The following is a 21,994-nucleotide window of genomic DNA, read 5'->3' as shown; positions in this document are numbered from 1 at the left end:
GTTTGCAGTGCCGGCCCGGCATGAACGATGAACGGGCCGAGCCGCCGCGACGGGTGCGGGAGTTCCGCAAGCCGCGCCTGACTATGGCCTAACGATGAACCGGTAATCATGGAATTCACGACCGTACTGTTCTACATCTTCGCGCTGCTCCTGGTGGTATCAGGGCTGAAGGTGATCACTTCGCGCAACCCGGTGGCGTCTGCGCTTTTCCTTGTGCTGGCGTTCTTCAACGCCGCCGCGATCTGGATGCTGCTCGAAGCGGAGTTCCTCGCGATCCTGCTGGTTCTGGTCTACGTGGGCGCGGTGATGGTGCTGTTCCTGTTCGTCGTGATGATGCTGGACATCAACATCGACTACCTGCGCCGCGACTTCAAGCGCTTCGTCCCGATGGCGACCGTGGTCGGCGCGATCATCGTGATCGAAACCGCGCTGATCCTGTGGCGCGGCTACGGCGACACGCACACCGTGCATGCGATGGCGACGGGCGAGATGGCCAACTGGTCGAATACGCGCCTGATCGGCAAGGTGATCTACACCGACTACATCTTCGCGTTCGAAATCGCCGGCCTCGTGCTGCTGGTCGCGATCATTGCCGCGATCGGGCTGACCGAGCGCAAGGGCAAGGACAGCAAGCGCCAGCGCGTGTCGGATCAGGTCAAGGTGCGTCGCAACGACCGCGTGCGCCTCGTGAAGATGGAAGCGGACAAGCCGCAGCCGGAGACGGCGCAGAGCGAAGCCGGTTCGGGCACCAACGGCTAAGCGGAGGAAAAGAAAACCATGCTGACTCTTGCTCACTACCTTGTGCTCGGCGCGATCCTGTTTGCGATCGCGATCGTCGGGATTTTCCTGAACCGCCGCAACGTCATCATCATCCTGATGTCGATCGAACTGATGCTGCTGGCGGTGAACACCAACTTCGTCGCGTTCTCGCATTACCTCGGCGACGTGCACGGCCAGATCTTCGTGTTCTTCGTGCTGACCGTCGCCGCAGCGGAAGCCGCGATCGGCCTCGCGATTCTGGTGACCCTGTTCCGTAAGCTCGACACGATCAATGTCGAGGATCTCGATCAGCTCAAAGGTTAATTTCAGGCAACGCTGTTATGTCAACGACACTCAATGAAAACCTGCTGCTGGCGATTCCGCTCGCTCCGCTGGCCGGCTCGCTGATTGCGGGGCTGTTCGGGAACGCAGTCGGGCGCAAGGGCGCACACCGGATCACGATCCTCGGCGTGATGATCGCGTTCCTCCTGTCGGCGAAAGTCTTCTTCGACGTGATGGGCGGCGCGAGCTTCAACGCGACCGTCTACGAATGGATGAACGTCGGTTCGCTGAAGCTCGAAGTCGGCTTCCTCGTCGATTCGCTGACCGCGATGATGATGGTCGTCGTGACCTTCGTCTCGCTGATGGTGCACGTGTACACGATCGGCTACATGGCGGAAGAAGATGGCTACCAGCGCTTCTTCTCGTACATTTCGCTGTTCACGTTCTCGATGCTGATGCTCGTGATGAGCAACAACTTCCTGCAGCTGTTCTTCGGCTGGGAAGCGGTGGGTCTGGTGTCGTACCTGCTGATCGGCTTCTACTTCACGCGTGAGAGCGCGATCTACGCGAACATGAAGGCGTTCCTCGTGAACCGCGTGGGCGACTTCGGCTTCCTGCTCGGCATCGGCCTGCTGCTCGCGTTCGCCGGCTCGATGAACTACGGCGAAGTGTTCGCGAAGCGCGCGGAACTCGCGAGCCTGCACTTCCCGGGCACCGACTGGGGCCTGCTGACCGTCGCCTGTATCTGCCTGTTCATCGGCGCGATGGGTAAATCGGCGCAGTTCCCGCTGCACGTGTGGCTGCCGGACTCGATGGAAGGCCCGACCCCGATCTCGGCGCTGATTCACGCGGCGACGATGGTCACGGCCGGCATCTTCATGGTGTCGCGCATGTCGCCGCTGTTCGAGCTGTCGGATACCGCGCTGTCGTTCATCACGGTGATCGGCGCGATCACGGCGCTCTTCATGGGCTTCCTCGGCATCGTCCAGAACGACATCAAGCGCGTGGTCGCGTACTCGACGCTGTCGCAGCTCGGCTACATGACGGTCGCGCTCGGCGTGTCCGCTTACCCGGTCGCCGTGTTCCACCTGATGACGCACGCGTTCTTCAAGGCGCTGCTGTTCCTCGGCGCCGGCTCGGTCATCATGGGCATGCACCACGACCAGGACATGCGCAACATGGGCGGCCTGCGCAAGTACATGCCGATCACGTGGATCACGTCGCTCGTCGGTTCGCTCGCGCTGATCGGCACGCCGTTCTTCTCGGGTTTCTACTCGAAGGACTCGATCATCGACGCGGTGAAGCTGTCGCACCTGCCGGGTTCGGGCTTCGCGTACTTCGCGGTCGTCGCGAGCGTGTTCGTCACGGCGCTGTACTCGTTCCGCATGTACTTCCTGGTGTTCCACGGCGAAGAGCGCTTCCGCCATCCGAAGCATCCGGAATCGCCGATGGGCATGGCTGCCGCACATGGCCATGACGATCACGGCCATGGCCACGACCACGGTCACGACGACCACGCGCACGAGCCGCACGAGACCCCGTGGGTCGTGTGGGTGCCGCTGGTCCTGCTGGCGATCCCGTCGGTGATCATCGGCGCGATCGCGATCAGCCCGATGCTGTTCGGCGATTTCTTCCAGCACGGCGTCGCATTCGACAAGGTGATCTTCATCGGCGAAAACCACCCGGCGCTGGCCGAGATGGCCGAGGAGTTCCACGGCTGGGTCGGCATGGGCCTGCACTCGGTGTCGGGCCTGCCGGTGTGGCTCGCGCTCGCTGGTGTGGTCGTCGCGTGGTTCCTGTACCTGAAGCGTCCGGAGCTGCCGGCGTCGATCCGCCGCGCGTTCGGCCCGATCTACACGCTGCTGGACAACAAGTACTACATGGACAAGATCAACGAAGTGGTGTTCGCCCGCGGTTCGGTGGCGATCGGCCGCGGCCTGTGGAAGGAGGGCGACGTCGTGGTGATCGACGGCCTCGTCAACGGCAGCGCCCGGTTCATCGGCTGGTTCGCCGGCGTGATCCGCTTCCTCCAATCCGGTTACATCTATCACTACGCGTTCGCCATGATCATCGGCATGCTGGGGCTCCTGACCCTGTTTGTAACGCTCGGCGGCAAATAAGGCGGGAGACAACACTAATGCACGCTTTTCCGATTCTCAGTACCGCGATCTGGCTGCCGATCGTTTTCGGCCTCCTCGTGCTGGCGGTGGGTAACGACAAAAATCCGGGGACGGCCCGCTGGGTCGCGCTGATCGGCGCGCTGCTCGGCCTCGCGGTCACGATCCCGCTGATCACGGGCTTCGACTCGAGCACGGCTGCGCTGCAGTTCGTCGAGAAGTCGACCTGGATCGAACGCTTCGACATTGCGTATCACCTCGGCGTCGACGGCATCTCGATGTGGTTCGTCGTGCTGACCGCGCTGATCACGGTGATCGTCGTGATCGCCGCCTGGGAAGTGATCACCGAGAACGTCGCGCAGTACCTCGCGGCGTTCCTGATCCTGTCCGGGATCATGATCGGCGTGTTCTCGGCGGCCGACGGCCTGCTGTTCTACGTGTTCTTCGAGGCGACCCTGATCCCGATGTACATCATCATCGGCGTGTGGGGCGGCCCGAACCGCGTGTATGCGGCGTTCAAGTTCTTCCTGTACACGCTGGCCGGCTCGCTGCTGATGCTGGTCGCGCTGATCTACCTGTACACGCAGACGCATTCGTTCGACCTCGCGACGTGGCAGAACGCGAAGATCGCGATGACGCCGCAGGTCCTGCTGTTCATTGCGTTCTTCCTCGCGTTCGCGGTGAAGGTGCCGATGTGGCCGGTGCACACGTGGCTGCCGGACGCGCACGTGGAAGCGCCGACGGGCGGCTCGGTCGTGCTGGCGGCGATCATGCTGAAGCTCGGCGCATACGGTTTCCTGCGTTTCTCGCTGCCGATCACGCCTGACGCGAGCCACTTCCTGGCTCCGGTCGTGATCACGCTGTCGCTGATCGCGGTGATCTACATCGGCCTCGTCGCGATGGTGCAGGCCGACATGAAGAAGCTGGTCGCGTATTCGTCGATCGCACACATGGGCTTCGTCACGCTCGGCTTCTTCATCTTCAACCAGCTCGGCGTCGAAGGCGCGATCATCCAGATGATCTCGCACGGCTTCGTATCGGGCGCGATGTTCCTGTGCATCGGCGTGCTGTACGACCGCGTGCACTCGCGCCAGATCGCCGACTACGGTGGCGTCGTCAACGTGATGCCGAAGTTCGCGGCATTCGCGATGCTGTTCTCGATGGCCAACTGCGGCCTGCCGGGTACGTCGGGTTTCGTCGGCGAGTTCATGGTGATTCTCGCGGCCGTCCAGTACAACTTCTGGATCGCCTTCGGCGCGGCCTTCACGCTGATCCTCGGCGCGGCCTACACGCTGTGGATGTACAAGCGCGTGTACTTCGGCGCGGTCGCGAACGATCACGTCGCCAAGCTGAAGGACATCGGCCGTCGCGAATTCCTGATGCTGGCCGTGCTCGCCGCGTTCACGCTGCTGATGGGCCTGTATCCGAAGCCTTTCACCGACGTGATGCACGTTTCCGTCGAAAACCTCCTCTCCCACGTCGCGCAGTCGAAGCTGCCGCTGGCCCAGTAATCGCGAGCGGAGGAACTCAAGATCATGCAAAACGCCCCTATGAATGTCCTGTTGCCTGACGCGCTGGTGCTGGCCGCCATCGTCGTCGCATGGCTGAACGACACCTTTACCGGTGCGTCCGGCCGCCGCCTGACCTATCTGATCGCGGTCGTCTCGTCGGTCGTCGCCGGCGTGTGGTTCTCGGTCCAGGCGCTCGACCCGCAGCAGTACTACTTCTTCTCGAAGATGGTCGTCGTCGACTCGTTCGCGAGCACGATGAAGGCCGTCGTGTCGTTCGGTTTCGCGGTGTCGCTCGTCTATTCGCGCAAGTACCTCGAAGATCGCGACATGTTCCGCGGCGACGTGTTCCTGCTCGGCATGTTCTCGCTGCTCGGTCAGCTGGTCATGGTGTCGGGCAACAACTTCCTGACGCTGTACCTCGGCCTCGAACTGATGTCGCTGTCGCTGTATGCGGTCATCGCGCTGCGCCGCGACGCCGCCCAGTCGAGCGAAGCCGCGATGAAGTACTACGTGCTGGGCGCGCTCGCGTCGGGCTTCGTGCTGTACGGCATCTCGATGCTCTATGGCGCGACCGGCTCGCTCGAACTCGGCGAGGTGTACAAGGCGGTCGGCGGCAACACCGACGCGGCCGTGCTGATGTTCGGCGTGGTCTTCATCGTCGCCGGTATCGCGTTCAAGCTGGGCGCCGTGCCGTTCCACATGTGGGTGCCGGACGTCTACCAGGGCGCACCGACCGCGATGACGCTGTTCGTCGGCGGCGGCCCGAAGGTGGCCGCGTTCGCGTGGGGCCTGCGCTTCCTGGTGATGGGCCTGCTGCCGCTCGCGCAGAACTGGCAGACCGCGCTCGTGATCCTCGCCGCGCTGTCGCTGATCGTCGGCAACATCACCGGTATCGTCCAGCGCAACATCAAGCGGATGCTCGCGTACTCGGCGATCTCGAACATGGGCTTCGTGCTGCTCGGCCTGCTCGCCGGCATCGTGAAGGGCGACGCGACGGCACCGGCGAACGCGTACAGCTCGGCGATGTTCTACGCGATCGTCTACCTGATCACGACGCTCGGCTCGTTCGGCGTGGTGATGCTGCTCGCGCGCCGCGATTTCGAGGCGGAAACGATCGACGACTTCAAGGGCCTCAACAAGCGCAGCCCGGTGTTCGCGTTCGTGATGATGGTCATGATGTTCTCGCTGGCCGGCATCCCGCCGACCGTCGGCTTCTACGCGAAGCTCGCCGTGCTCGAGGCGACCGTCAACGCGGGTCTCACGTGGCTGGCCGTACTGGCCGTGATCACGTCGCTGTTCGGCGCGTTTTACTACCTGCGCATCGTGAAGCTGATGTACTTCGATGCGCCGCAGGACTCGACGCCGATCTCGGGCGATTTCTGCAAGCGCACGATCCTCGTGCTGAACGGCCTGGCCGTCGTCGTGCTCGGCCTCATCCCGAGCCCGCTGCTGACCGCCTGCCTGCAGGCAATCCGTCACACGCTGCCGCTGTAATGTCGGCAGCCGGCTGGTTCATCGTGCTGTTGGCGCTCGTCTGCGCCAACCTGCCGTTCCTGAACCAACGCCTCTTCGCCGTCGTGCCGTTCGGTGCGACGAAGAAGAACGCGTGGGTGCGGATCGGCGAGCTGATCGTGCTGTACTTCATCGTCGGCGCGCTCGGCTTCTGGCTCGAGTCGCGCGCCGGCAACCGCTTCGAACAGGGCTGGCAGTTTTACGCGATCACGTTCAGTCTCTTCGTCGTGTTCGCGTTTCCCGGCTTCACGTTCCAGTATCTCGTCAAACGACGCTGACGGCTTCGGCCGTCCGTCGTGCTCATTCAGGAGCCGCCGATGGCCGAACTACCCAATCACGACGCCGCACTGACCGAAACCTGCCTCGAGAGCGAGGCGATCTTCGAAGGCGCGTTCCTCAAGCTCAAACGCGACACCGTCCGTCTGCCGGACGGCAAGAAGGCCACGCGCGAATACGTGCAGCACCCGGGCGCGGTGATGGTGATTCCGCTGTTCGACGACGGCCGCGTGCTGATGGAGAGCCAGTTCCGCTATCCGATCGGCAAGGTGATGGCCGAATTCCCGGCCGGCAAACTCGACCCGAACGAAGGCGCGCTTGCGTGCGCGGCGCGCGAACTGGGCGAGGAAACCGGCTACACGGCGCGCGAATACGTGTTCCTGGCCCGCATTCATCCGATCATTTCCTATTCGACCGAATTCATCGACCTGTACCTCGCGCGCGGGCTCACGGCCGGCGAGCGCAAGCTCGACGAAGGCGAATTCCTCGAAACCTTCACCGCGACGCTGGCCGACCTGCAGGAATGGGTGCGCACGGGCCAGATCTCCGACGTGAAGACGATCATCGGTACGATGTGGCTCGACAAGGTGCTGTCCGGCACGTGGCCGCTCGGGCCGGTCGTCACGCCCTGAGCACGGCGTCAGCGGCGGGCGGGGTGCCGCGTTACAATCCGGTGACGCGGTGCGTTCGCGCCGCGCGATCCGGATTTAGCACGACCGTTCACAAAACGGCTTTTTGCGCTACACTCGTCACACGCCCTGATTCAGCATGAAGGTTCTCGATTTACAGTGTCCGCACGGTCATCGGTTCGAAGGCTGGTTCGCTTCCGCCGATGAATTCGAAGCGCAGTTGTCCCGCAAGCTGGTCGAATGCCCGGTATGCGGAACGACGGAGATCAACCGGATGCCGTCGGCGCCGCGCCTGAACCTGTCGGGCGCGACGCAGGCGCAGCCGGCCGATCCGCGTGCGCTGCAGGCGCAGGTGATGCGCGCACTGCGCGAGGTGCTGGAGAAGACCGAGAACGTGGGCGAGCGCTTCGCCGAGGAAGCGCGGCGCATTCATTACAACGAGGCGCCGGCACGCAGCATTCGCGGCGTCACGACGCCGGAGGATGCGCAGTCCTTGGTCGAAGAAGGCATCGACGTGATGCCGCTGCCGATTCCTGCCGCGCTGAAAGAACCGCTGCAATGACGTACGCAGTGTGTCCTTGGCCGGGCCGGACGGTCGCGGACAGGAGACACTGCGCATGGATCTGGATTACTCCCCCGCCGACGACGCGTTCCGCGCCGACGTCCGCGCCTGGCTCGAGGCCAACCTGCCTCACGCACTGCGCGCCAAGGTACTCGATCACAAACGACTCGACCGCGAGGATTTCGCGAGCTGGCACCGGATTCTGGGCCAGCGCGGCTGGTCCGCGCCCGCCTGGCCGGTCGAATACGGCGGCCCGGGCTGGAACGCGACGCAGCGGCACATCTGGGACGAAGAGTGCGCACGGATCGGGGCGCCCACCGTACTGCCGTTCGGGGTGTCGATGGTCGCGCCGGTCCTGATGAAATACGGCAGCGAAGCACAGAAGCGCCACTATCTGCCCCGCATTCTCGACGGCACCGACTGGTGGTGCCAGGGCTATTCGGAGCCGGGCTCCGGGTCGGACCTGGCATCGCTGCGCACGCGTGCCGAACGTCACGGCGATTACTACGTCGTTAACGGCCAGAAGACATGGACGACGCTCGGCCAGTACGCCGACATGATGTTCTGCCTCGTGCGCACCGATCCGGCCGCGAAGAAGCAGGAAGGCATCTCGTTCCTGCTGATCGACATGAAGACGCCCGGCATCACGGTACGCCCGATCATCACGCTCGACGAGGATCACGAAGTCAACGAGGTGTTCTTCGAGGACGTGAAGGTGCCCGTCGAGAATCTCGTCGGCGACGAAAACCGCGGCTGGACCTACGCGAAATACCTGTTGGGCCACGAGCGCACCGGCATCGCGCGCGTCGGCGCGTCGAAGCGGGAGCTCGCGTTCCTGAAGCGCGTCGCATCGAACCAGCGCAAGAACGGCAAGCCGTTGCTCGCCGATCCCGTGTTTGCCGCGAAGGTCGCGGCGCTCGAAGTCGAGTTGATGGCGCTGGAAGTGACGGTGCTGCGCGTCGTCAGCCGCGAAACGAGCGGCAAGGGGCCGGGCCCCGAGGCGTCGATGCTGAAGATCAAGGGCACCGAGGTGCAGCAGGCGCTCACCGAGCTGATGGTCGAAGCGATCGGTCCGCTGGCCGCACCGTTCGACGTGCCGTTCCTCGACGGCGAGCGCGAACACAGCATCGCTGGCGACGACGATGCGGCGCCGCTCGCCGCGTACTACTTCAATTACCGGAAGACGTCGATCTACGGCGGATCGAACGAGATCCAGAAGAACATCATCGCGCAGATGATTCTGGGGCTGTGATCACGGAACGGAGACAACCATGGATTTCAGCTTTACCGATGAGCAGCAGCAGTTCGCCGACGCGCTGCGCCGGTATCTCGGCGAGCAATACGGCTTCGACGCGCGCCAGGCGATCGTGCACGGCGATACCGGCGTGTCGGAAGCACAGTGGAGCGCATTCACCGAACTGGGCTTGACCGCGTTGCCCGTGCCGGATGCGCAGGGCGGCTTCGGCGGTGGGCCGGTCGACATGCTGGTCGTAATGCAGGAGCTCGGCCGTGTGCTCGTGGTCGAGCCGTACTGGGCCACGGCGGTTGGCGTCGAGGCGTTGCGGATCGCCGGCTCTGGCGCGGGCGACGATGCCGCGCTGCTGGAGGCGGTCGCGCAGGGGCACAAGCGCGTGGCGGTCGCGTTCCACGAACCACACGCGCGATACGCCCTGTACGAACTCGACACGCACGCGCGCGGGCAGGGCAGCACGTACCGGCTGACCGGCACCAAGTCGGTGGTTCAGCACGGCGCCCAGGCGCACGCGTGGATCGTGCCTGCGCGGGTCGACGGCGGCGGCATCGGTCTCTTCGTCGTCGAATGCGATGCGGCCAACGCGAAGGTGGTCGACTACCGGACCATCGACGGCCAGCGCGCCGCGACGATCATGTTCAACGACACGCCGGGCCGACTACTGACGGGTGGGGCGCGCGACGCGGCGGCGCTCGAGCAGATCGCCGATTACGCGACCTTCCTGCTGTGCGCGGAAGCAGTCGGCGCGCTCGACGAACTGAATCGCGCGACGGTCGAATACACGAAGACACGCGAGCAGTTCGGCGTGCCGATCGCGCGTTTTCAGGCACTGCAGCACCGGATGGTCGACATGCTGATCCATGCGGAGCAGGCGCGTTCGCTGACCTATCTCGCGGCGGTGCGCTACGCGAACGGCGATGCCGATGCGCGGCGCAAGGCCGTGTCGGCCGCGAAGGCGCGGGTCGGCGCGGCCGCGCGCTTCGTCGGCCAGCAGGCGGTCCAGCTGCACGGCGGCATGGGCGTGACCAACGAAGTGGCCGCCGCGCATTTATTCAAGCGGCTGTCGATCATCGAGACGACGCTCGGCGATACCGATCATCACCTCGCCCGCATCGCGGCGCTGCCCGATTTCGCGCAGACCGACGTAGCATGACGGCGACGCGCGAGCGCGCCAGACAAGGAGACTAATCAGTGGGCATCAGCTACGAAGACCTGGTGGTCGGCAGTACCACCGAAGTGGGCCGCTACACGTTCGAGGCGGACGACATCAAGACGTTCGCGAAGCGCTACGATCCGCAGCCGTTCCATGTCGACGAGGAAGCAGGGAAGGCGTCGCATTTCGGCGGGCTCGTCGCGAGCGGCTGGCATACGTGCTCGGTGTTCATGAGCCTGCTGGTCCAGAAGCTCGGGCCGGATTCGACCAGCATGGGCTCGCCGGGCATCGATTCGATCCGCTGGCTGAAGCCGGTGCGCGCCGGCGACACGATCACGATGTACCAGAAGGTGCACGACAAGCGCGTGTCGGAGAGCAAGCCCGACCGCGGCATCGTGTCGACGGAATGGATCGGCGTGAACCAAGCCGGCGAGACGGTGATCTCCGTGCATACCAAGGTGATTTTCGGGCTGCGCCATCCGGGGGGCGCGAACCCATGACCGACGTGACCTTGCCGCTGATCGCCTCGGCGCAGGCATTGCAGGCGCGGGTCGGCGCGGAGCCGCTCGCGAGCGGCTGGATCGAGATCGACCAGCCGCGCGTCGACGGGTTCGCCGACGCGACCGGCGATCATCAATGGATTCACGTCGACCCCGAACGCGCGCGGCGCGAGTCGCCGTTCGGCGGGCCGATCGCGCACGGGTTCCTGACGCTGTCGCTGATTCCTGCATTGATGACCGACGCGATGCGCTTCGAGCAGAAGATGGGCGTGAACTACGGGCTGAACCGCGTGCGGTTTTTGAAGCCGGTGCCGGTCGGGGCGCGCGTGCGCGCGCTGTTCGCGGTGAAGGAAACCGCCGACGCCGCGCGCGGTGGCATCCAGGTGACGTGGTCGGTATCGATGCAGGTCGAGCGTCCCGATGCGCCACTGCCGGTATGCGCGGCGGAGTTCATCACGCTGCATTACTTCTGAAGCACGGAGCGGCATGCACGGATGCCGCTCCGCTCGTCGCACGCTCGTCAGTGCTTCGCGTATTGCGTTGCGCCGAACAACACCTCGCGTGCCTTGTCGTCCTGCAGCGCCTTGCGCATCGACGCGAGCACCTCGACGCCGCGCTGCACGGCTGGTCGCGCGGCGATCGCCTCGTGCCAGCGCTTCACGTTCGGCAGCGCGTCGAGCACGATGCCCTGGTTCTGCCACGAGCGCGTCCACGGGAACGTCGCGATGTCCGCGATCGTGTACGTGTCGCCCGCGAGATACTCGGATTCGCCGAGCCGCTTTTCCATCACGTTGTACAGGCGCTTCGCTTCGTTCGTGTAGCGGTTGACCGCATACTCGATCTTCTCCGGCGCATACAGCCGGAAGTGGTGCGCCTGGCCGAGCATCGGGCCGACGCCGCCCATCTGGAACATCAGCCACTCGAGCGTCGCATAGCGCGCGGCCGGATCGGTCGGCAGGAACTTGCCGGTCTTCTCCGCAAGGTAGATCAGGATCGCGCCCGATTCGAACAGCGAGATCGGCTGGCCGCCGGGGCCGTCCGGATCGACGATCGCGGGGATCTTGTTGTTCGGGCTGATCTTCAGGAACTCGGGCGCGAACTGGTCGCCGGCACCGATATCGACCGGATGCGTGCGATACGCGAGGCCGGTTTCCTCGAGCATGATGTGCACCTTGTGGCCGTTCGGGGTCGCCCAGCTATAGACGTCGATCATCGTCAACTCCTGTGTGGCATGCGCGAAAACGGCGCCGGCGGCGCCGCGACAGGCGGTCATTAGAGCATGGATCGACACCGGCTGCTGGCGACCGAAACGCGCGTGCCGACGGGCATGCGCGGCCGGGCCGGAGATCGCTGCCGGCGTGGCGCGCGGCGTCGACGGGCCGCATCGGATGGACGCGGCGTGGCGCGGCGTCGGTTCGAAGGCCGACGCGGCGGATCAGCGCTTGTAGCGCGGCTGGCGCTTCTCGAGAAAGGCAGTGATGCCTTCGAGCCCGTCCGCATGATGCAGCGACGCGACGAAATGATCGCGCTCGGTGCCGAGGTGCGCGTCCAGTGGCTGCGCGGTCGCGTCGTCGAGCAGCGACTTGATGCGCGTGAGCGCATTCGGCGAGATGCCGGCGAGCGTGTCGGCCCAAGCCAGTGCGTCGCTTAGGGCCGTGCCGGGCGCGGCGAGCCGGTTGACGACGCCGAGCACATGCAGGCGTTCCGCGGCGACCGGCTTGCCCTCGAACAGGATCTCGGCCGCGATCGCACGCGGCAGCGCGCGGGCGAGAAACCACGAGCCGCCGCCGTCGGGCGTCAGGCCGACGCGCGCATACGACATCACGAATTTCGCATCGTGTGCGGCGACGATCAGGTCGCACGCGAGCGTGAGCGAGAAGCCCGCTCCGGCCGCCGCGCCTTCGACGGCCGCGATCACCGGCTTCGTCGACGCGCGGATCGCCGTGACCCATGCCGCGAGCTGATCAATGCTGTCGGCCTGGAAGGACGGATCCTTCGAGCGATTCTCGAGCAGCCGGTTCAGGTTGCCGCCTGCGCAGAAGAAACGATCGGCGCCCGTCAGCACGACGGCGCGAATCGCCGGATCGCGCTCGGCGGTGGCGAGCGCTTCGATGCCGGCCGAGTACATGTCGGGATGCAGCGCGTTGCGCGCGCCGGGATTGGACAGCGTGAGGACGAGCGTCGATTCGCTCTCGGGCGGACGCGAGGCCAGCAGTTCAGCACTCATGCGAGCGTGTCTCCATCGGATGGCGCGGCGGCGACGCCGCGTGTGTCGTGCGGACGGACGGAGCCGACGCCGCAGCGGAGGTAATGTTGTCGTGACGAACGCACAACTTGCTTTAGACTAGCACGGACGTGCTTTTCAGCGCGATGAATCCCGATGCGGCCTGCGGTCGATGCGGCCGCGCTTCAGCAACGAAGGAGACACCGATGCTACAGCTGTGCGGTATTCCGTTGTCCAACTATTACAACAAGGTGAAGTTCGTCCTGCTCGAGCATGACATTCCGTTCGAGGAAGCGATGTGCGGTCTGCCGATCAGCGATCCGGCGCAGCTTGCCGATTCGCCGCTCGGCAAGATTCCGTTCCTGAAGACCGAAGAGGGCGCGCTGTTCGAGTCGCAGGCGATCATCGAATACCTGGCGGCTCGCTATCCCGATAAGGGCATTTTCCCGCCAAGCCCGTTCGCGGCGGCGAAGGTGCGCGAACTCGTCGAGACGCTCGAGCTGTATCTCGAATGGATGGCGCGCGAGGTGTACACGGAAGCGTTTTTCGGCGGCAAGGTGAGCGACGGGATGAAGGCGCACGTCGAGAAGCGCCTGCCGCGCGCGATCGATGCCTTCAAGCAGATGACGCGGTTTTCGCCGTATGTGCTCGGGGAATCGTTCGGCCTCGCGGACATTGCCGCGTGGGTTCATCTGCCGGTCATCGGCATGGCGACGAAGGCCGTCTTCGGGCGCGACTTCCTGCTCGAGGCCGGCATCGACTGGAAGGCGCACGCGAAGACGGTGAGTGAACGTCCTGCCGCGCAGCGCGTGGCAGCCGAGCGCAAGGCGTATGTCGAAGCGGCGAACGTCGTGCGTTCGTAAGCGTTTCTGACGGGCGGCGCGTGGCCGCCCCTGCCGGGCTTACAGGCGGGCGAGCCGTTCGAGCGCGGATGCGAGCGTGCTTTCCTGCTTCGCGAAGCAGAAGCGCACGACGCCCGATTCGTGCGGCTCGTGATAGAACGCCGACACCGGAATGGCGGCCACGCCGATCTCCGACGTGAGCCACTTCGAGAATTCCGCTTCTGGCAAGTCGCTGATCGCCGAGTAATCGACGCACTGGAAGTACGTACCCGTGCACGGCAACAGCTTGAAACGCGTGCGCTCGAGGCCGGCCCGGAAGAAGTCGCGCTTGCGCTGATAGAAGCCCGCGAGCGACAGGTACGGCGCCGGGTCGCGCAGGTAGTCGGCGAGCCCGATCTGCATCGGCGTGTTTACCGTGAACACGTTGAACTGATGGACCTTGCGGAATTCCGCGGTCAGCGCCGCGGGCGCCGCGACGTAACCGACCTTCCAGCCCGTCACGTGATAGGTCTTGCCGAAGCTCGACACGATGAAGCTGCGCGCGGCGAGTTCCGGGTAGCGCGCGACGCTCTCATGGCGCGCGCCGTCGTAGACCATGTGTTCATAGACCTCGTCGGACAGGATCAGCACGTTGGTGCCGCGCACGATGTCCTCGAGCTTGCGCATGTCGGCCTCGCGCCACACGGTGCCCGTCGGGTTGTGCGGCGTGTTGATCAGGATCATCCGCGTCTTCGGCGTGATCGCGGCCGCGAGACGGTCGAACGGGATCGTGTAGTCGGGTGCGTCCAGCGTGACGAACACGGGCTTGCCGCCGGCAAGCTCGATCGACGGCAGGTAGCTGTCGTAGGTCGGCTCGACGACGATCACTTCGTCTCCCGGATGCACCGCGCACAGGATCGCCGTCAGCAACGCTTGAGTCGCGCCGGCCGTCACGGTGATTTCGGTGCCCGGATCGTAGCGTCGGCCGTACACCTGCGCGATCTTGTCGGCGATTGCGTCGCGCAGCGGCGCGACGCCGGCCATCGGCGGGTACTGGTTGTGCCCGTTGCGCATCGCGGCTGCGACCGCATCGACGATGCGCGGATCGCAATCGAAATCCGGGAAGCCCTGGCCGAGGTTCACCGCGCCTTTTTCGGCGGCAAGCGCGCTCATGACCGTGAAGATCGTCGTGCCGACGTTCGGCAGGCGCGACGGGAAAACGGGAGTCGTTGGCATATCTGAAGGAGCGTTCATCGATACGGTCGAATTCGGGTGGGAGGCGTCAGGCCGGCGTCGCCGTGGCGGACGCCGTGGCGTCGAGTGCGCAGGCTTCCACGAACGGCGCGGGTTGCGCGATCCGGAATCCGAAGTCGCGTGCGGTGCGTTTCGCGAGCTTCAGCAGCGCGCGGTCTTTCGACACGAGCCACTCGGCCTGCGCGGCGCGGGCGAGTTCGAGGAATTTCTGGTCGTCGCGGTCCTTGCATTTCGGCAGCGGCGGCGCGTCGGTGTCGACGGGCGACGGTTCGACGAGGCTTGCGAGCCGGGCAACGGTCGCGAGCGCGGCAGCCTTGTCGATCGCGCGCGACTGGAACTGCGGATAGTCGAGCACATATTCGAGCTCGGTCAGGCAGCGGCCGTCGATCACGGCGGCCAGCGTGCCGCGCTCCAGCGCGGCCCGGATCGGGCGCGTAGCGGGGTCGTCGAATACGAGGATGTCGATCCAGACGTTCGAGTCGAGCACGACGCGATGTGCGGCATGCGGGGCGAGAGAGCGGGTCATTCGTTACAATCGGTGGTTTTCGTCTGACCGCAAGGCACGGCGTGCCAGCGAGCCTCTATGATAATCGTTCTCTCTCCCGCCAAATCCCTCGACTACGAGACGCCCGCGCACGTCCAGTCTTACACGAAGCCTGCATTCGTCGACGACGCGTCGGAGCTGATCGACGGCCTGCGCAAGCTGTCGCCGCAGGACATCGCGGCGCTGATGGACATCTCCGATCCGCTCGCGCGCCTGAACTTCCAGCGCTACGCCGACTGGTCGCCGACCTTCACGCCGGCCAACGCGAAGCAGGCCGTGCTGGCGTTCAACGGTGATGTCTACGAGGGTTTCGACGCGAAATCGCTGTCGCCGACCGATCTCGACTATGCGCAGCAGCACGTGCGCGTGCTGTCGGGCCTGTACGGGCTGCTGCGTCCGCTCGACCTGCTGCAGCCGTACCGGCTCGAGATGGGCACGCGTTTCGCGAACGCGCGCGGCAAGGATCTGTATGCGTTCTGGGGCGACCGCATCACGCGGGCGCTGAACGAGCAGCTCGAGACGCGCAGCGGCGCGGCGCGCGTGCTCGTCAATTGCGCGTCGACCGAATACTTCAAGTCGGTCAAGCCGAAGCTGCTGGCCGCACGGGTCATCACGCCGGTATTCGAGGACTGGAAGGGCGGCCGCTACAAGATCATCAGCTTCCATGCGAAACGCGCGCGCGGGCTGATGGCGCGTTTTGTCGTCGAGAACCGTATCACCGACCCGAAGGCGCTGAAGGCATTCGCGACCGAAGGCTATGCGTTCGATGCGGCGGCGTCGAACGATTCGACTTACGTATATCGCCGGCGCATCGGCGAGTGACCCAGCCGGCCGTTCACGAGACGGTCGGCGCATGCATGAGGCCGGACGGACGGTACGCCGCCTGCTTCGGTCGACAGCTTTGCATGGGACCGCCGTAAGCGCTAAAGCGCTAACGCCGGTCGACAAAGGAGATAAACAGATGGCCGTTTCGATCACCAGTAATTTCGACGCAGGCGCAATCGACGTCGTGTCGTGCGATAGCGCCGACGCTATCCGCCTGCGCGTGCGCGGCGACAATCGCTCGGAATTCGCGCAATGGTTTTACTACCGCTTGACGGGTGCGCGCGGCGAACGATGCGTGATGACGTTCGAGAACGCAGCCGAATGCGCGTATCCGTCGGGCTGGCGCAACTACCACGCGGTAGCGAGCTACGATCGCGTCGACTGGTTCCGGGTGCCGACGACGTTCGACGGCAAGACGATGACCATCGACCATACGCCGGAGTTCGACAGCATCTATTACGCATATTTCGAACCGTACTCGGAAGAGCGTCACGCGGCGTTTCTCGGCGCGGTCCAGCAGTTGCCGCAGGCGAGCGTCGTCGAGCTCGGCCGCACGGTCGAAGGCCGTCCGATGTCATTGCTGACGCTCGGCACGCCGGAAACCGATGGTGCGCTGAAGAAGAAGGTGTGGATCATCGCGCGCCAGCATCCGGGCGAATCGATGGCCGAGTGGTTCGTCGAAGGGCTGGTCAAGCGTCTGGCCGGATGGGGCGACTGGGCGGGCGATCCGGTCGCGCGCAAGCTCTACGATCGCGTGACGTTCTACATCGTCCCGAACATGAACCCGGACGGCAGCGTGCACGGTAACCTGCGCACCAATGCGGCCGGCGCGAACCTGAACCGCGAGTGGATGGCGCCCGATGCCGAGCGCAGCCCCGAAGTGCTGGCCGTGCGCGATGCGATCCACGCGATCGGCTGCGACATGTTCTTCGACATTCACGGCGACGAGGATTTGCCGTACGTGTTCGTCGCCGGCTCGGAGATGCTGCCGAGCTTCACCGAGCAGCAGGGCAAGGAGCAGGCCGCGTTCATCGACGCGTTCAAGGTCGCCAGCCCCGACTTCCAGACCGAGCATGGCTACGCGGCGAGCAAGTACAAGGAAGATGCGCTGAAGCTCGCGTCGAAGTACATTGGTCATCAGTTCGGCTGCCTGTCGCTGACGCTCGAAATGCCGTTCAAGGACAACGCGAACCTGCCCGACGAACGCGTCGGCTGGAACGGCGAGCGTAGCGCGGCGCTCGGCGCGGCGATGCTGGCCGCGATCTTGGTGCACGTCGACACGTTCGCGTAAGCGCAGCCGTCGTCGCATGAAAAAGGCCGGCGCATCTTGCGATGCACCGGCCTTTTTTGCTGCTGTCGTCGCCGCTCCGCCGTATCAGGACTTCTTCGCGGTTTTTTTCTTCACGGCTTTTTTCTGGCCGCCTGATTTCTTCGTCGCGACGGCCTTCTTGCTGCCGGTGCGCCCCGATGCCTTCGCCTTGGCTTTGCCGCGGTGCGACTTGCCCTTGAACTTCTTCGTCGAAGACGACGAGCGCTCGACGCGCGGCTTCAGTGGCGGAACCGGGTCGTTCCAGCTGAACGCGAGCATTTGCTGGCCGACATAGCCGCAACGGAATTTCAGCGGCGTCGGATCGCTGCCGTCGCTGTGGATCCCGAGCCCGTCGACGGTGACGATGTTGTCGACTTTCACGCGCTGCTTGCCCTGGTCGAACGAGTCGTTCCACGGCGTGATCGTCGCGTTGCCGCCGTCGAATGCGTTCGGCGCGAAGTCGACGCGATCGAACGCCGTCGACGTGCTGGCGATGAAGCTGCCGTGCGCTGCACAATCGGCGGCGAGCGGATCGGCATGCATCTCGTTGACGAATTTGTTGATCAGTTCGGAACGCTGGTCGAGCAGGTCGGCGAATACCGGTGCGGGAAACGCAAGCGACAGGCCCGCGATACAGGCTGCCAGCTTGCCGAGCGCCCGGAAAATCCGGAGCGAGGCAGGTGAGCTGTCCATCTGGTTATTGGTGAGGAGCGAAGAAGACATCGGGCACGTATAGATGCCCGATGAAGAACAGGAGTTCAATCTTAGCGTAAAAAAGTTGTGCGGCAGTAGGTGACGCATTCGGCGCGCGCAGCGGAACTGCCGCCGGTATGGGTGTGCGCCGGACCGATGCGGAGGAAATTCAGGCGCGCGGGCCCCCGAGGCGGTACCGGCGGACGTCGAAAGTCGTGACCCACGCGGGGCGATAGACGGCGATGAGGGCCGTTGCCATGCCGGTGAACCAGGCTTCGCCGAGCGCGAGCAGCGCGGTGTTCAGCAGATAGCCGGCGGGAATCACGACGGGAACGCCGTCCGCGAGCGCGAGCTGGACACCGGCCGCCGCCGCGGCGACCGCGACGATCGCGATGGCGGGTGACAGGAAGCCCTGCCCGGTGATGAACGACGCGAGGTTGTGCGGCAGCCAGGCGAGCGCGGCGCGTTGCAGCAACGCCGACACGCCGACAGGCAGCGCACCGTAGATCAGATAGGTCAGGCCGATGCCTTGCCACGGCGCGTCGAAGATGACCGCGGCAATCGCCGTGACGGCGCCCATCGCCACCAGGGCGAGTGTCCAGTCGAATAGCGTGACGAGCAACGTTGCGCCGAGCAGATGCATGACGATGCCATCTTCGAGCCATGCGTTCGAGGCCCACAGGACCGCGATCGCTGTGACGAGCGCGAGCCACACGTGCTGAAGCGTAGCGTCTTGCAGGCGTACGAAGGGGCGATTCCAGATCGCGAGCGCGAGCAGGGCCATGGCGGCGATCCAGCCACCGACGCCAACCCAGAGCGGAAGCGGTGTGAAAAGAAAACCCATGCATCCATATTACTCGTTGAGCATCAAAGGTGGGAGCCTGCACATGCCCGACCGTCGCAATATCGAGACTGTTTGCCTAGCGTCCGCGCCGGAATCGTGCCGGCGGCTCGGCGGCGAGCGGCAGATCCTGCGTGCCGGTATTCGCGATGGGTAACGGGTACGGACGGTCATGCCGTTGTGTACGCAGCGGAGCCGGGCCGTGTTCTCCGATGACCGGTTTGCGGGCGCGGTTGCGGTTCGCCAGCAGCACCTCGAGATGGGGCGACAGCCAGCCGTTGTAGATCGCGACCGCGGCGGCGCGATTCGCGGCGCCGAGCTGCTGGAAGATGCTCGCGAGGTGGATCTTCACGGTGCCTTCGCTGATGCCGAGCGTACGCGCAATCATCTTGTTCGTGCTGCCCATGTGGACGAACCGCATGATCTGCGCTTGCCGCGGCGACAGGAGGCCGCTCGGCGGGCGCCGGGGCAGCGAGCCGGCGAGCGTCTGGAAATGGGCGTCGTGGCGGGCCGTCGTCGTCGCCGTGGACGGCAACAGGCTGAGGGCGATCGGCGGAATGTAGTGCCCGCCCAGCAGGACGATCTCGAGCGCACGCACGATCAGGTGCGGCCTCGTGGAATGTGGGATCACGCCCGCGACGCCGTAATTGAAGAAGCGCTGGATGGCTTCGGGCGAGATGTCGTCGACCAGGACGGCGACCGGTGTCGGCGAGCACGCGTTGCCGAGTGCCTGAAGCTCGCTGATCCGGCCCACGTCCAGCCAGTCGATCGCGACGAGGTCGAAACGCTGGGTGCGCAGCAGCCGGCGTGCCTGGAAACCGTCAGGCGCATCGTTGATGCTGGCGTGCCGGTCGATCTGCCGCAACAGGGTCTTCAGTCCGTCACGCCGTTCGGCGTCTGAGTTAAGTACCAAGAACCGCATATTCAACCTCCGTGAAGTGAGTCATTGATTGCCGTCGGGGATAAGCTGGCCCCGATAATGACAAAGACCTTACACGATGTCTGCTTGGCTGAAAGGCTTAGGAAAAGTTCGAAATTTTGAGCGACCGGGCATCGGAGATGAAAAAAGCCGCTTCGGCAGGAACCGAAAGCGGCTTTGAGCGGGGCAGGCTGTCCGGACCTGCGGTGCGGTCAGTGGAAGTGTGGCTGGGCGGGCGACGCGTCTTCCGGCATTTCCGCATGGACGATTTCGCCGAGCGGATCGGCGTAAAGCGGCACGCCGCAGTCGTCGCAGTATTCGGGTTCGAAGCGGCCCGCGTGCCGCCGGACGTCGGTTACGCCGCATTCCTTCAGCAGGCTCACGATTTCCTCGAGCGGCCCTTCGATCGGCGCTTCGCCTTCGAGCGTCGCGTTGTCGACCGATACGTCGCCATTTTCACGGCCGTAGAGCGGCCACACGACACCGTAGATCACGTCGTTGCTGGCACGTCGCGTGAAGCCGACGCGATACTCGTCGATACGACGTTCGCCAAAGCCGGCGACCACCGCGCGCAGCTCTTGCGGCGCTGCACCAAGTGTGTCGAATAGATAACGAATGGCCGTTCGGACGGTGTGCGGACGTACGCGTTCGTCCGCATCGCGACAAGCCGAGTAGTACGCGTCCGGAAGCAGGCATTCGAACTCGCAGCCGGGCAGCGCGATCGACAGGTTCGGGCCGCCTTGGGCCGTCCATTGTTCGAGGCACTGGCCGCGCTCGATCCGGCTGCCGTTTTCTTCTTCCTGCCAGCGGAACAGCGGCGCGCCGGCCGGCGCGGCGACAACCGCCAGCAGGAAGCGCGGATCGGCCAGGATCGGCGAAGTTTCCGGCAGGTCCCCCAAGCTCAGCTTCGGGGCGTGCTGTCCGATTGCCGCATGGGCGAGCTGCTGGGCCAGCCGGTAGGTTTCGACGTGGTGCCGCGGCAACTGGTCGATGCTGTAGAGGAACGGTGCGAGCCCGACGAGGGTGCCGTTCGCGAGTACGTGCGCCTGCAGGTGCGTTCGCAGCGCGTCGGCAACGTCGGCCTTGAGCGGGCCCGACGGAATCATGTAGCGCGTCCAGGCGAGAACCGGGACGGCGACCAGCAGCGCATCGTACGGTTGGCCGTCGTGTTCGATCACCATCGACTCGCTGTGCGTCTCGGCCATGTCGGCGAGCGCGCCGTAGGCGTCGGGATGATTCTGCTGAAGATGGTCGAGCGCGGCGTCGAGCGTAGTCTGATTGCCGTTGCGGACAATCTTGGCGAGCAGCGCATCGAGCTTCGCTTCCCAGAAGCGATCCTCGATGCGGCTGCCCGACGCGAAGAGCGCAAGTGACAGACCGACCAGTTTGTCGGCATCGGGGGGGAGGCGTTTGGCGATTCGCTGGCGCATATTAAAGACGTATATAGAAAGAGGCGAAGAACCTCACATTCTAGTCCGTTCTTTGCACCATAAGCGGTCTCGCGGCCAAGCATGGCCGGACGGCCGAATTGCGGCGTGTGTAAAAAAGTTGCTGCGAACCCCTTGCACTCACGACGTGAGCTGCTTAGAATCACGCCTCTTTCGCGCTAACGGAAACGCGGCGCGGAGGAAGGGAAGCGGTGCTGTCGGGGTTCGGGATGTAGCGGGCCATGGCGGCGCAGGAAGATGGCCCGGCAGTCGCAACGAAGTCGTTCAGAAAGTTGTTGACGAACTGCGAAACACGGTTCATAATCTCGTTTCTCTGCTGCTGAAAACGCAGCGCTGCCGGGAAACACGAAGTTCCTCGCAGAATGCTCTTTAAAAATTAACAGCCGATAAGTGTGGGCGCTTGATGGTAGCGAGCTGATCCTCGGATCAGATAGCAAAAGTATCAAGAGTCTCACACTAAAGTAAGTCAGGTTTATGAAGTGATTCATATTCCTGTCAGCTTTGAGTGAGCGACCGGTTCTTAACCGAACCGAAAACAGTAACAGGTTTGAACTGAAGAGTTT

At 64.5% G+C, this 21,994-nt stretch carries 23 protein-coding genes; 15 read left to right on the top strand and 8 right to left on the bottom strand.

What is annotated here, in order from left to right; translation table 11 throughout:
* The first annotated feature begins 108 nt into the window (after positions 1-108).
* The 12 genes from CFB81_RS11545 (at position 109) to CFB81_RS11490 (ending at position 11,026) form a co-directional block, all read left to right on the top strand.
* Positions 109-759, top strand: coding sequence for an NADH-quinone oxidoreductase subunit J (locus tag CFB81_RS11545; protein WP_011545812.1), 651 nt, complete (start codon positions 109-111; stop codon positions 757-759).
* A gap of 18 nt (positions 760-777) precedes the next feature.
* The gene (gene nuoK, locus CFB81_RS11540; RefSeq protein ID WP_006478272.1) at positions 778-1,083 is read left to right on the top strand and encodes an NADH-quinone oxidoreductase subunit NuoK; all 306 of its coding nucleotides are present in this window, start codon (positions 778-780) and stop codon (positions 1,081-1,083) included.
* A 17-nt stretch (positions 1,084-1,100) separates the two neighbouring features.
* On the top strand, positions 1,101-3,161 hold the full coding sequence (nuoL, locus tag CFB81_RS11535) for an NADH-quinone oxidoreductase subunit L (protein WP_069618167.1): 2,061 nt from the start codon (positions 1,101-1,103) through the stop codon (positions 3,159-3,161).
* Positions 3,162-3,178: 17 nt separating this feature from the next.
* A complete protein-coding gene (locus CFB81_RS11530; protein ID WP_069618168.1) occupies positions 3,179-4,669 on the top strand; it encodes an NADH-quinone oxidoreductase subunit M in 1,491 nt (496 codons plus the stop codon).
* Positions 4,670-4,708: 39 nt separating this feature from the next.
* Positions 4,709-6,163, top strand: a complete 1,455-nt coding sequence (nuoN, locus tag CFB81_RS11525) for an NADH-quinone oxidoreductase subunit NuoN (protein ID WP_069618169.1) — start codon at positions 4,709-4,711, stop codon at positions 6,161-6,163.
* Entirely contained in the window at positions 6,163-6,459 is a 297-nt protein-coding gene (locus tag CFB81_RS11520) for a DUF2818 family protein (RefSeq protein WP_006484867.1), read from the top strand. Before nuoN ends, CFB81_RS11520 begins: the two co-directional genes overlap by 1 nt.
* 39 nt (positions 6,460-6,498) lie before the next feature.
* A complete protein-coding gene (locus tag CFB81_RS11515; protein WP_089435390.1) occupies positions 6,499-7,089 on the top strand; it encodes an NUDIX domain-containing protein in 591 nt (196 codons plus the stop codon).
* Positions 7,090-7,225: 136 nt separating this feature from the next.
* On the top strand, positions 7,226-7,648 hold the full coding sequence (locus tag CFB81_RS11510; RefSeq protein ID WP_006750470.1) for a DUF1178 family protein: 423 nt from the start codon (positions 7,226-7,228) through the stop codon (positions 7,646-7,648).
* 55 nt (positions 7,649-7,703) lie between these two features.
* Positions 7,704-8,900 carry an acyl-CoA dehydrogenase family protein gene (locus CFB81_RS11505; protein WP_089435389.1) on the top strand — a complete coding sequence of 399 codons (1,197 nt, stop codon included), beginning with the start codon at positions 7,704-7,706 and terminating at the stop codon, positions 8,898-8,900.
* A gap of 19 nt (positions 8,901-8,919) precedes the next feature.
* The gene (locus CFB81_RS11500) at positions 8,920-10,053 is read left to right on the top strand and encodes an acyl-CoA dehydrogenase family protein (protein ID WP_089435388.1); all 1,134 of its coding nucleotides are present in this window, start codon (positions 8,920-8,922) and stop codon (positions 10,051-10,053) included.
* Between the two features lie 38 nt (positions 10,054-10,091).
* Positions 10,092-10,553, top strand: a complete 462-nt coding sequence (locus CFB81_RS11495) for a MaoC family dehydratase (RefSeq protein WP_069618172.1) — start codon at positions 10,092-10,094, stop codon at positions 10,551-10,553.
* Positions 10,550-11,026 (top strand): MaoC family dehydratase, encoded by a 477-nt coding sequence (locus CFB81_RS11490; RefSeq protein WP_089435387.1) that lies wholly within the window; start codon positions 10,550-10,552, stop codon positions 11,024-11,026. The genes CFB81_RS11495 and CFB81_RS11490 overlap by 4 nt, the downstream gene beginning before the upstream one ends.
* A 47-nt stretch (positions 11,027-11,073) precedes the next feature.
* On the opposite strand, the gene CFB81_RS11485 is transcribed toward CFB81_RS11490, so the two are convergent.
* Complete coding sequence (locus CFB81_RS11485) at positions 11,074-11,766, bottom strand: glutathione binding-like protein (protein ID WP_089435823.1); 693 nt, start codon at positions 11,764-11,766, stop codon at positions 11,074-11,076.
* Positions 11,767-11,988: 222 nt separating this feature from the next.
* A complete protein-coding gene (locus CFB81_RS11480; RefSeq protein WP_089435386.1) occupies positions 11,989-12,780 on the bottom strand; it encodes an oxepin-CoA hydrolase, alternative type in 792 nt (263 codons plus the stop codon).
* A gap of 203 nt (positions 12,781-12,983) precedes the next feature.
* Between CFB81_RS11480 and CFB81_RS11475 the strand changes: the two genes are divergently transcribed.
* Positions 12,984-13,640, top strand: a complete 657-nt coding sequence (locus CFB81_RS11475; RefSeq protein ID WP_089435385.1) for a glutathione S-transferase — start codon at positions 12,984-12,986, stop codon at positions 13,638-13,640.
* A gap of 39 nt (positions 13,641-13,679) precedes the next feature.
* Here the strand turns inward: CFB81_RS11475 and CFB81_RS11470 are convergent, their stop codons facing one another.
* A complete protein-coding gene (locus tag CFB81_RS11470; RefSeq protein WP_069618176.1) occupies positions 13,680-14,852 on the bottom strand; it encodes a pyridoxal phosphate-dependent aminotransferase in 1,173 nt (390 codons plus the stop codon).
* 28 nt (positions 14,853-14,880) lie between these two features.
* A complete protein-coding gene (locus CFB81_RS11465; protein ID WP_089435384.1) occupies positions 14,881-15,378 on the bottom strand; it encodes a putative toxin-antitoxin system toxin component, PIN family in 498 nt (165 codons plus the stop codon).
* A gap of 57 nt (positions 15,379-15,435) precedes the next feature.
* Here CFB81_RS11465 and yaaA point away from each other — a divergent pair, with 57 nt between their 5' ends.
* Positions 15,436-16,218, top strand: coding sequence for a peroxide stress protein YaaA (yaaA, locus tag CFB81_RS11460; RefSeq protein ID WP_089435383.1), 783 nt, complete (start codon positions 15,436-15,438; stop codon positions 16,216-16,218).
* Positions 16,219-16,357: 139 nt separating this feature from the next.
* Entirely contained in the window at positions 16,358-17,512 is a 1,155-nt protein-coding gene (locus tag CFB81_RS11455) for a M14-type cytosolic carboxypeptidase (RefSeq protein ID WP_089435382.1), read from the top strand.
* A gap of 84 nt (positions 17,513-17,596) precedes the next feature.
* On the opposite strand, the gene CFB81_RS11450 is transcribed toward CFB81_RS11455, so the two are convergent.
* From CFB81_RS11450 to CFB81_RS11435, 4 genes are all read right to left on the bottom strand, one after another.
* The gene (locus tag CFB81_RS11450; RefSeq protein ID WP_069618180.1) at positions 17,597-18,253 is read right to left on the bottom strand and encodes a BspC domain-containing protein; all 657 of its coding nucleotides are present in this window, start codon (positions 18,251-18,253) and stop codon (positions 17,597-17,599) included.
* 139 nt (positions 18,254-18,392) lie between these two features.
* Positions 18,393-19,067 carry an energy-coupling factor ABC transporter permease gene (locus tag CFB81_RS11445; protein ID WP_089435381.1) on the bottom strand — a complete coding sequence of 225 codons (675 nt, stop codon included), beginning with the start codon at positions 19,065-19,067 and terminating at the stop codon, positions 18,393-18,395.
* A gap of 76 nt (positions 19,068-19,143) precedes the next feature.
* Positions 19,144-19,986 (bottom strand): response regulator transcription factor, encoded by an 843-nt coding sequence (locus CFB81_RS11440; RefSeq protein ID WP_089435380.1) that lies wholly within the window; start codon positions 19,984-19,986, stop codon positions 19,144-19,146.
* Between the two features lie 209 nt (positions 19,987-20,195).
* The gene (locus CFB81_RS11435; protein ID WP_069618183.1) at positions 20,196-21,413 is read right to left on the bottom strand and encodes a DUF2863 family protein; all 1,218 of its coding nucleotides are present in this window, start codon (positions 21,411-21,413) and stop codon (positions 20,196-20,198) included.
* Positions 21,414-21,994: the final 581 nt, after the last annotated feature.

Source organism: Burkholderia sp. AU28863 (assembly GCF_002223195.1).
In the GTDB taxonomy this organism is placed as follows: Bacteria; Pseudomonadota; Gammaproteobacteria; order Burkholderiales; family Burkholderiaceae; genus Burkholderia; species Burkholderia sola.
Note: the sequence above shows the minus strand (reverse complement) of the source record. Positions and strands in the feature narration are given on the sequence as shown.

Bases quoted from the DNA above. Each gene is read 5' to 3' on its own strand.
- CFB81_RS11545 (WP_011545812.1), top strand. From the start codon at position 109: ATGGAATTCACGACCGTACTGTTCTACATCTTCGCGCTGCTCCTGGTG.
- nuoK (WP_006478272.1), top strand. From the start codon at position 778: ATGCTGACTCTTGCTCACTACCTTGTGCTCGGCGCGATCCTGTTTGCG.
- nuoL (WP_069618167.1), top strand. From the start codon at position 1,101: ATGTCAACGACACTCAATGAAAACCTGCTGCTGGCGATTCCGCTCGCT.
- CFB81_RS11530 (WP_069618168.1), top strand. From the start codon at position 3,179: ATGCACGCTTTTCCGATTCTCAGTACCGCGATCTGGCTGCCGATCGTT.
- nuoN (WP_069618169.1), top strand. From the start codon at position 4,709: ATGAATGTCCTGTTGCCTGACGCGCTGGTGCTGGCCGCCATCGTCGTC.
- CFB81_RS11520 (WP_006484867.1), top strand. From the start codon at position 6,163: ATGTCGGCAGCCGGCTGGTTCATCGTGCTGTTGGCGCTCGTCTGCGCC.
- CFB81_RS11515 (WP_089435390.1), top strand. From the start codon at position 6,499: ATGGCCGAACTACCCAATCACGACGCCGCACTGACCGAAACCTGCCTC.
- CFB81_RS11510 (WP_006750470.1), top strand. From the start codon at position 7,226: ATGAAGGTTCTCGATTTACAGTGTCCGCACGGTCATCGGTTCGAAGGC.
- CFB81_RS11505 (WP_089435389.1), top strand. From the start codon at position 7,704: ATGGATCTGGATTACTCCCCCGCCGACGACGCGTTCCGCGCCGACGTC.
- CFB81_RS11500 (WP_089435388.1), top strand. From the start codon at position 8,920: ATGGATTTCAGCTTTACCGATGAGCAGCAGCAGTTCGCCGACGCGCTG.
- CFB81_RS11490 (WP_089435387.1), top strand. From the start codon at position 10,550: ATGACCGACGTGACCTTGCCGCTGATCGCCTCGGCGCAGGCATTGCAG.
- CFB81_RS11485 (WP_089435823.1), bottom strand. From the start codon at position 11,766: ATGATCGACGTCTATAGCTGGGCGACCCCGAACGGCCACAAGGTGCAC.
- CFB81_RS11480 (WP_089435386.1), bottom strand. From the start codon at position 12,780: ATGAGTGCTGAACTGCTGGCCTCGCGTCCGCCCGAGAGCGAATCGACG.
- CFB81_RS11475 (WP_089435385.1), top strand. From the start codon at position 12,984: ATGCTACAGCTGTGCGGTATTCCGTTGTCCAACTATTACAACAAGGTG.
- CFB81_RS11470 (WP_069618176.1), bottom strand. From the start codon at position 14,852: ATGAACGCTCCTTCAGATATGCCAACGACTCCCGTTTTCCCGTCGCGC.
- CFB81_RS11465 (WP_089435384.1), bottom strand. From the start codon at position 15,378: ATGACCCGCTCTCTCGCCCCGCATGCCGCACATCGCGTCGTGCTCGAC.
- yaaA (WP_089435383.1), top strand. From the start codon at position 15,436: ATGATAATCGTTCTCTCTCCCGCCAAATCCCTCGACTACGAGACGCCC.
- CFB81_RS11455 (WP_089435382.1), top strand. From the start codon at position 16,358: ATGGCCGTTTCGATCACCAGTAATTTCGACGCAGGCGCAATCGACGTC.
- CFB81_RS11450 (WP_069618180.1), bottom strand. From the start codon at position 18,253: ATGTCTTCTTCGCTCCTCACCAATAACCAGATGGACAGCTCACCTGCC.
- CFB81_RS11445 (WP_089435381.1), bottom strand. From the start codon at position 19,067: ATGGGTTTTCTTTTCACACCGCTTCCGCTCTGGGTTGGCGTCGGTGGC.
- CFB81_RS11440 (WP_089435380.1), bottom strand. From the start codon at position 19,986: ATGCGGTTCTTGGTACTTAACTCAGACGCCGAACGGCGTGACGGACTG.
- CFB81_RS11435 (WP_069618183.1), bottom strand. From the start codon at position 21,413: ATGCGCCAGCGAATCGCCAAACGCCTCCCCCCCGATGCCGACAAACTG.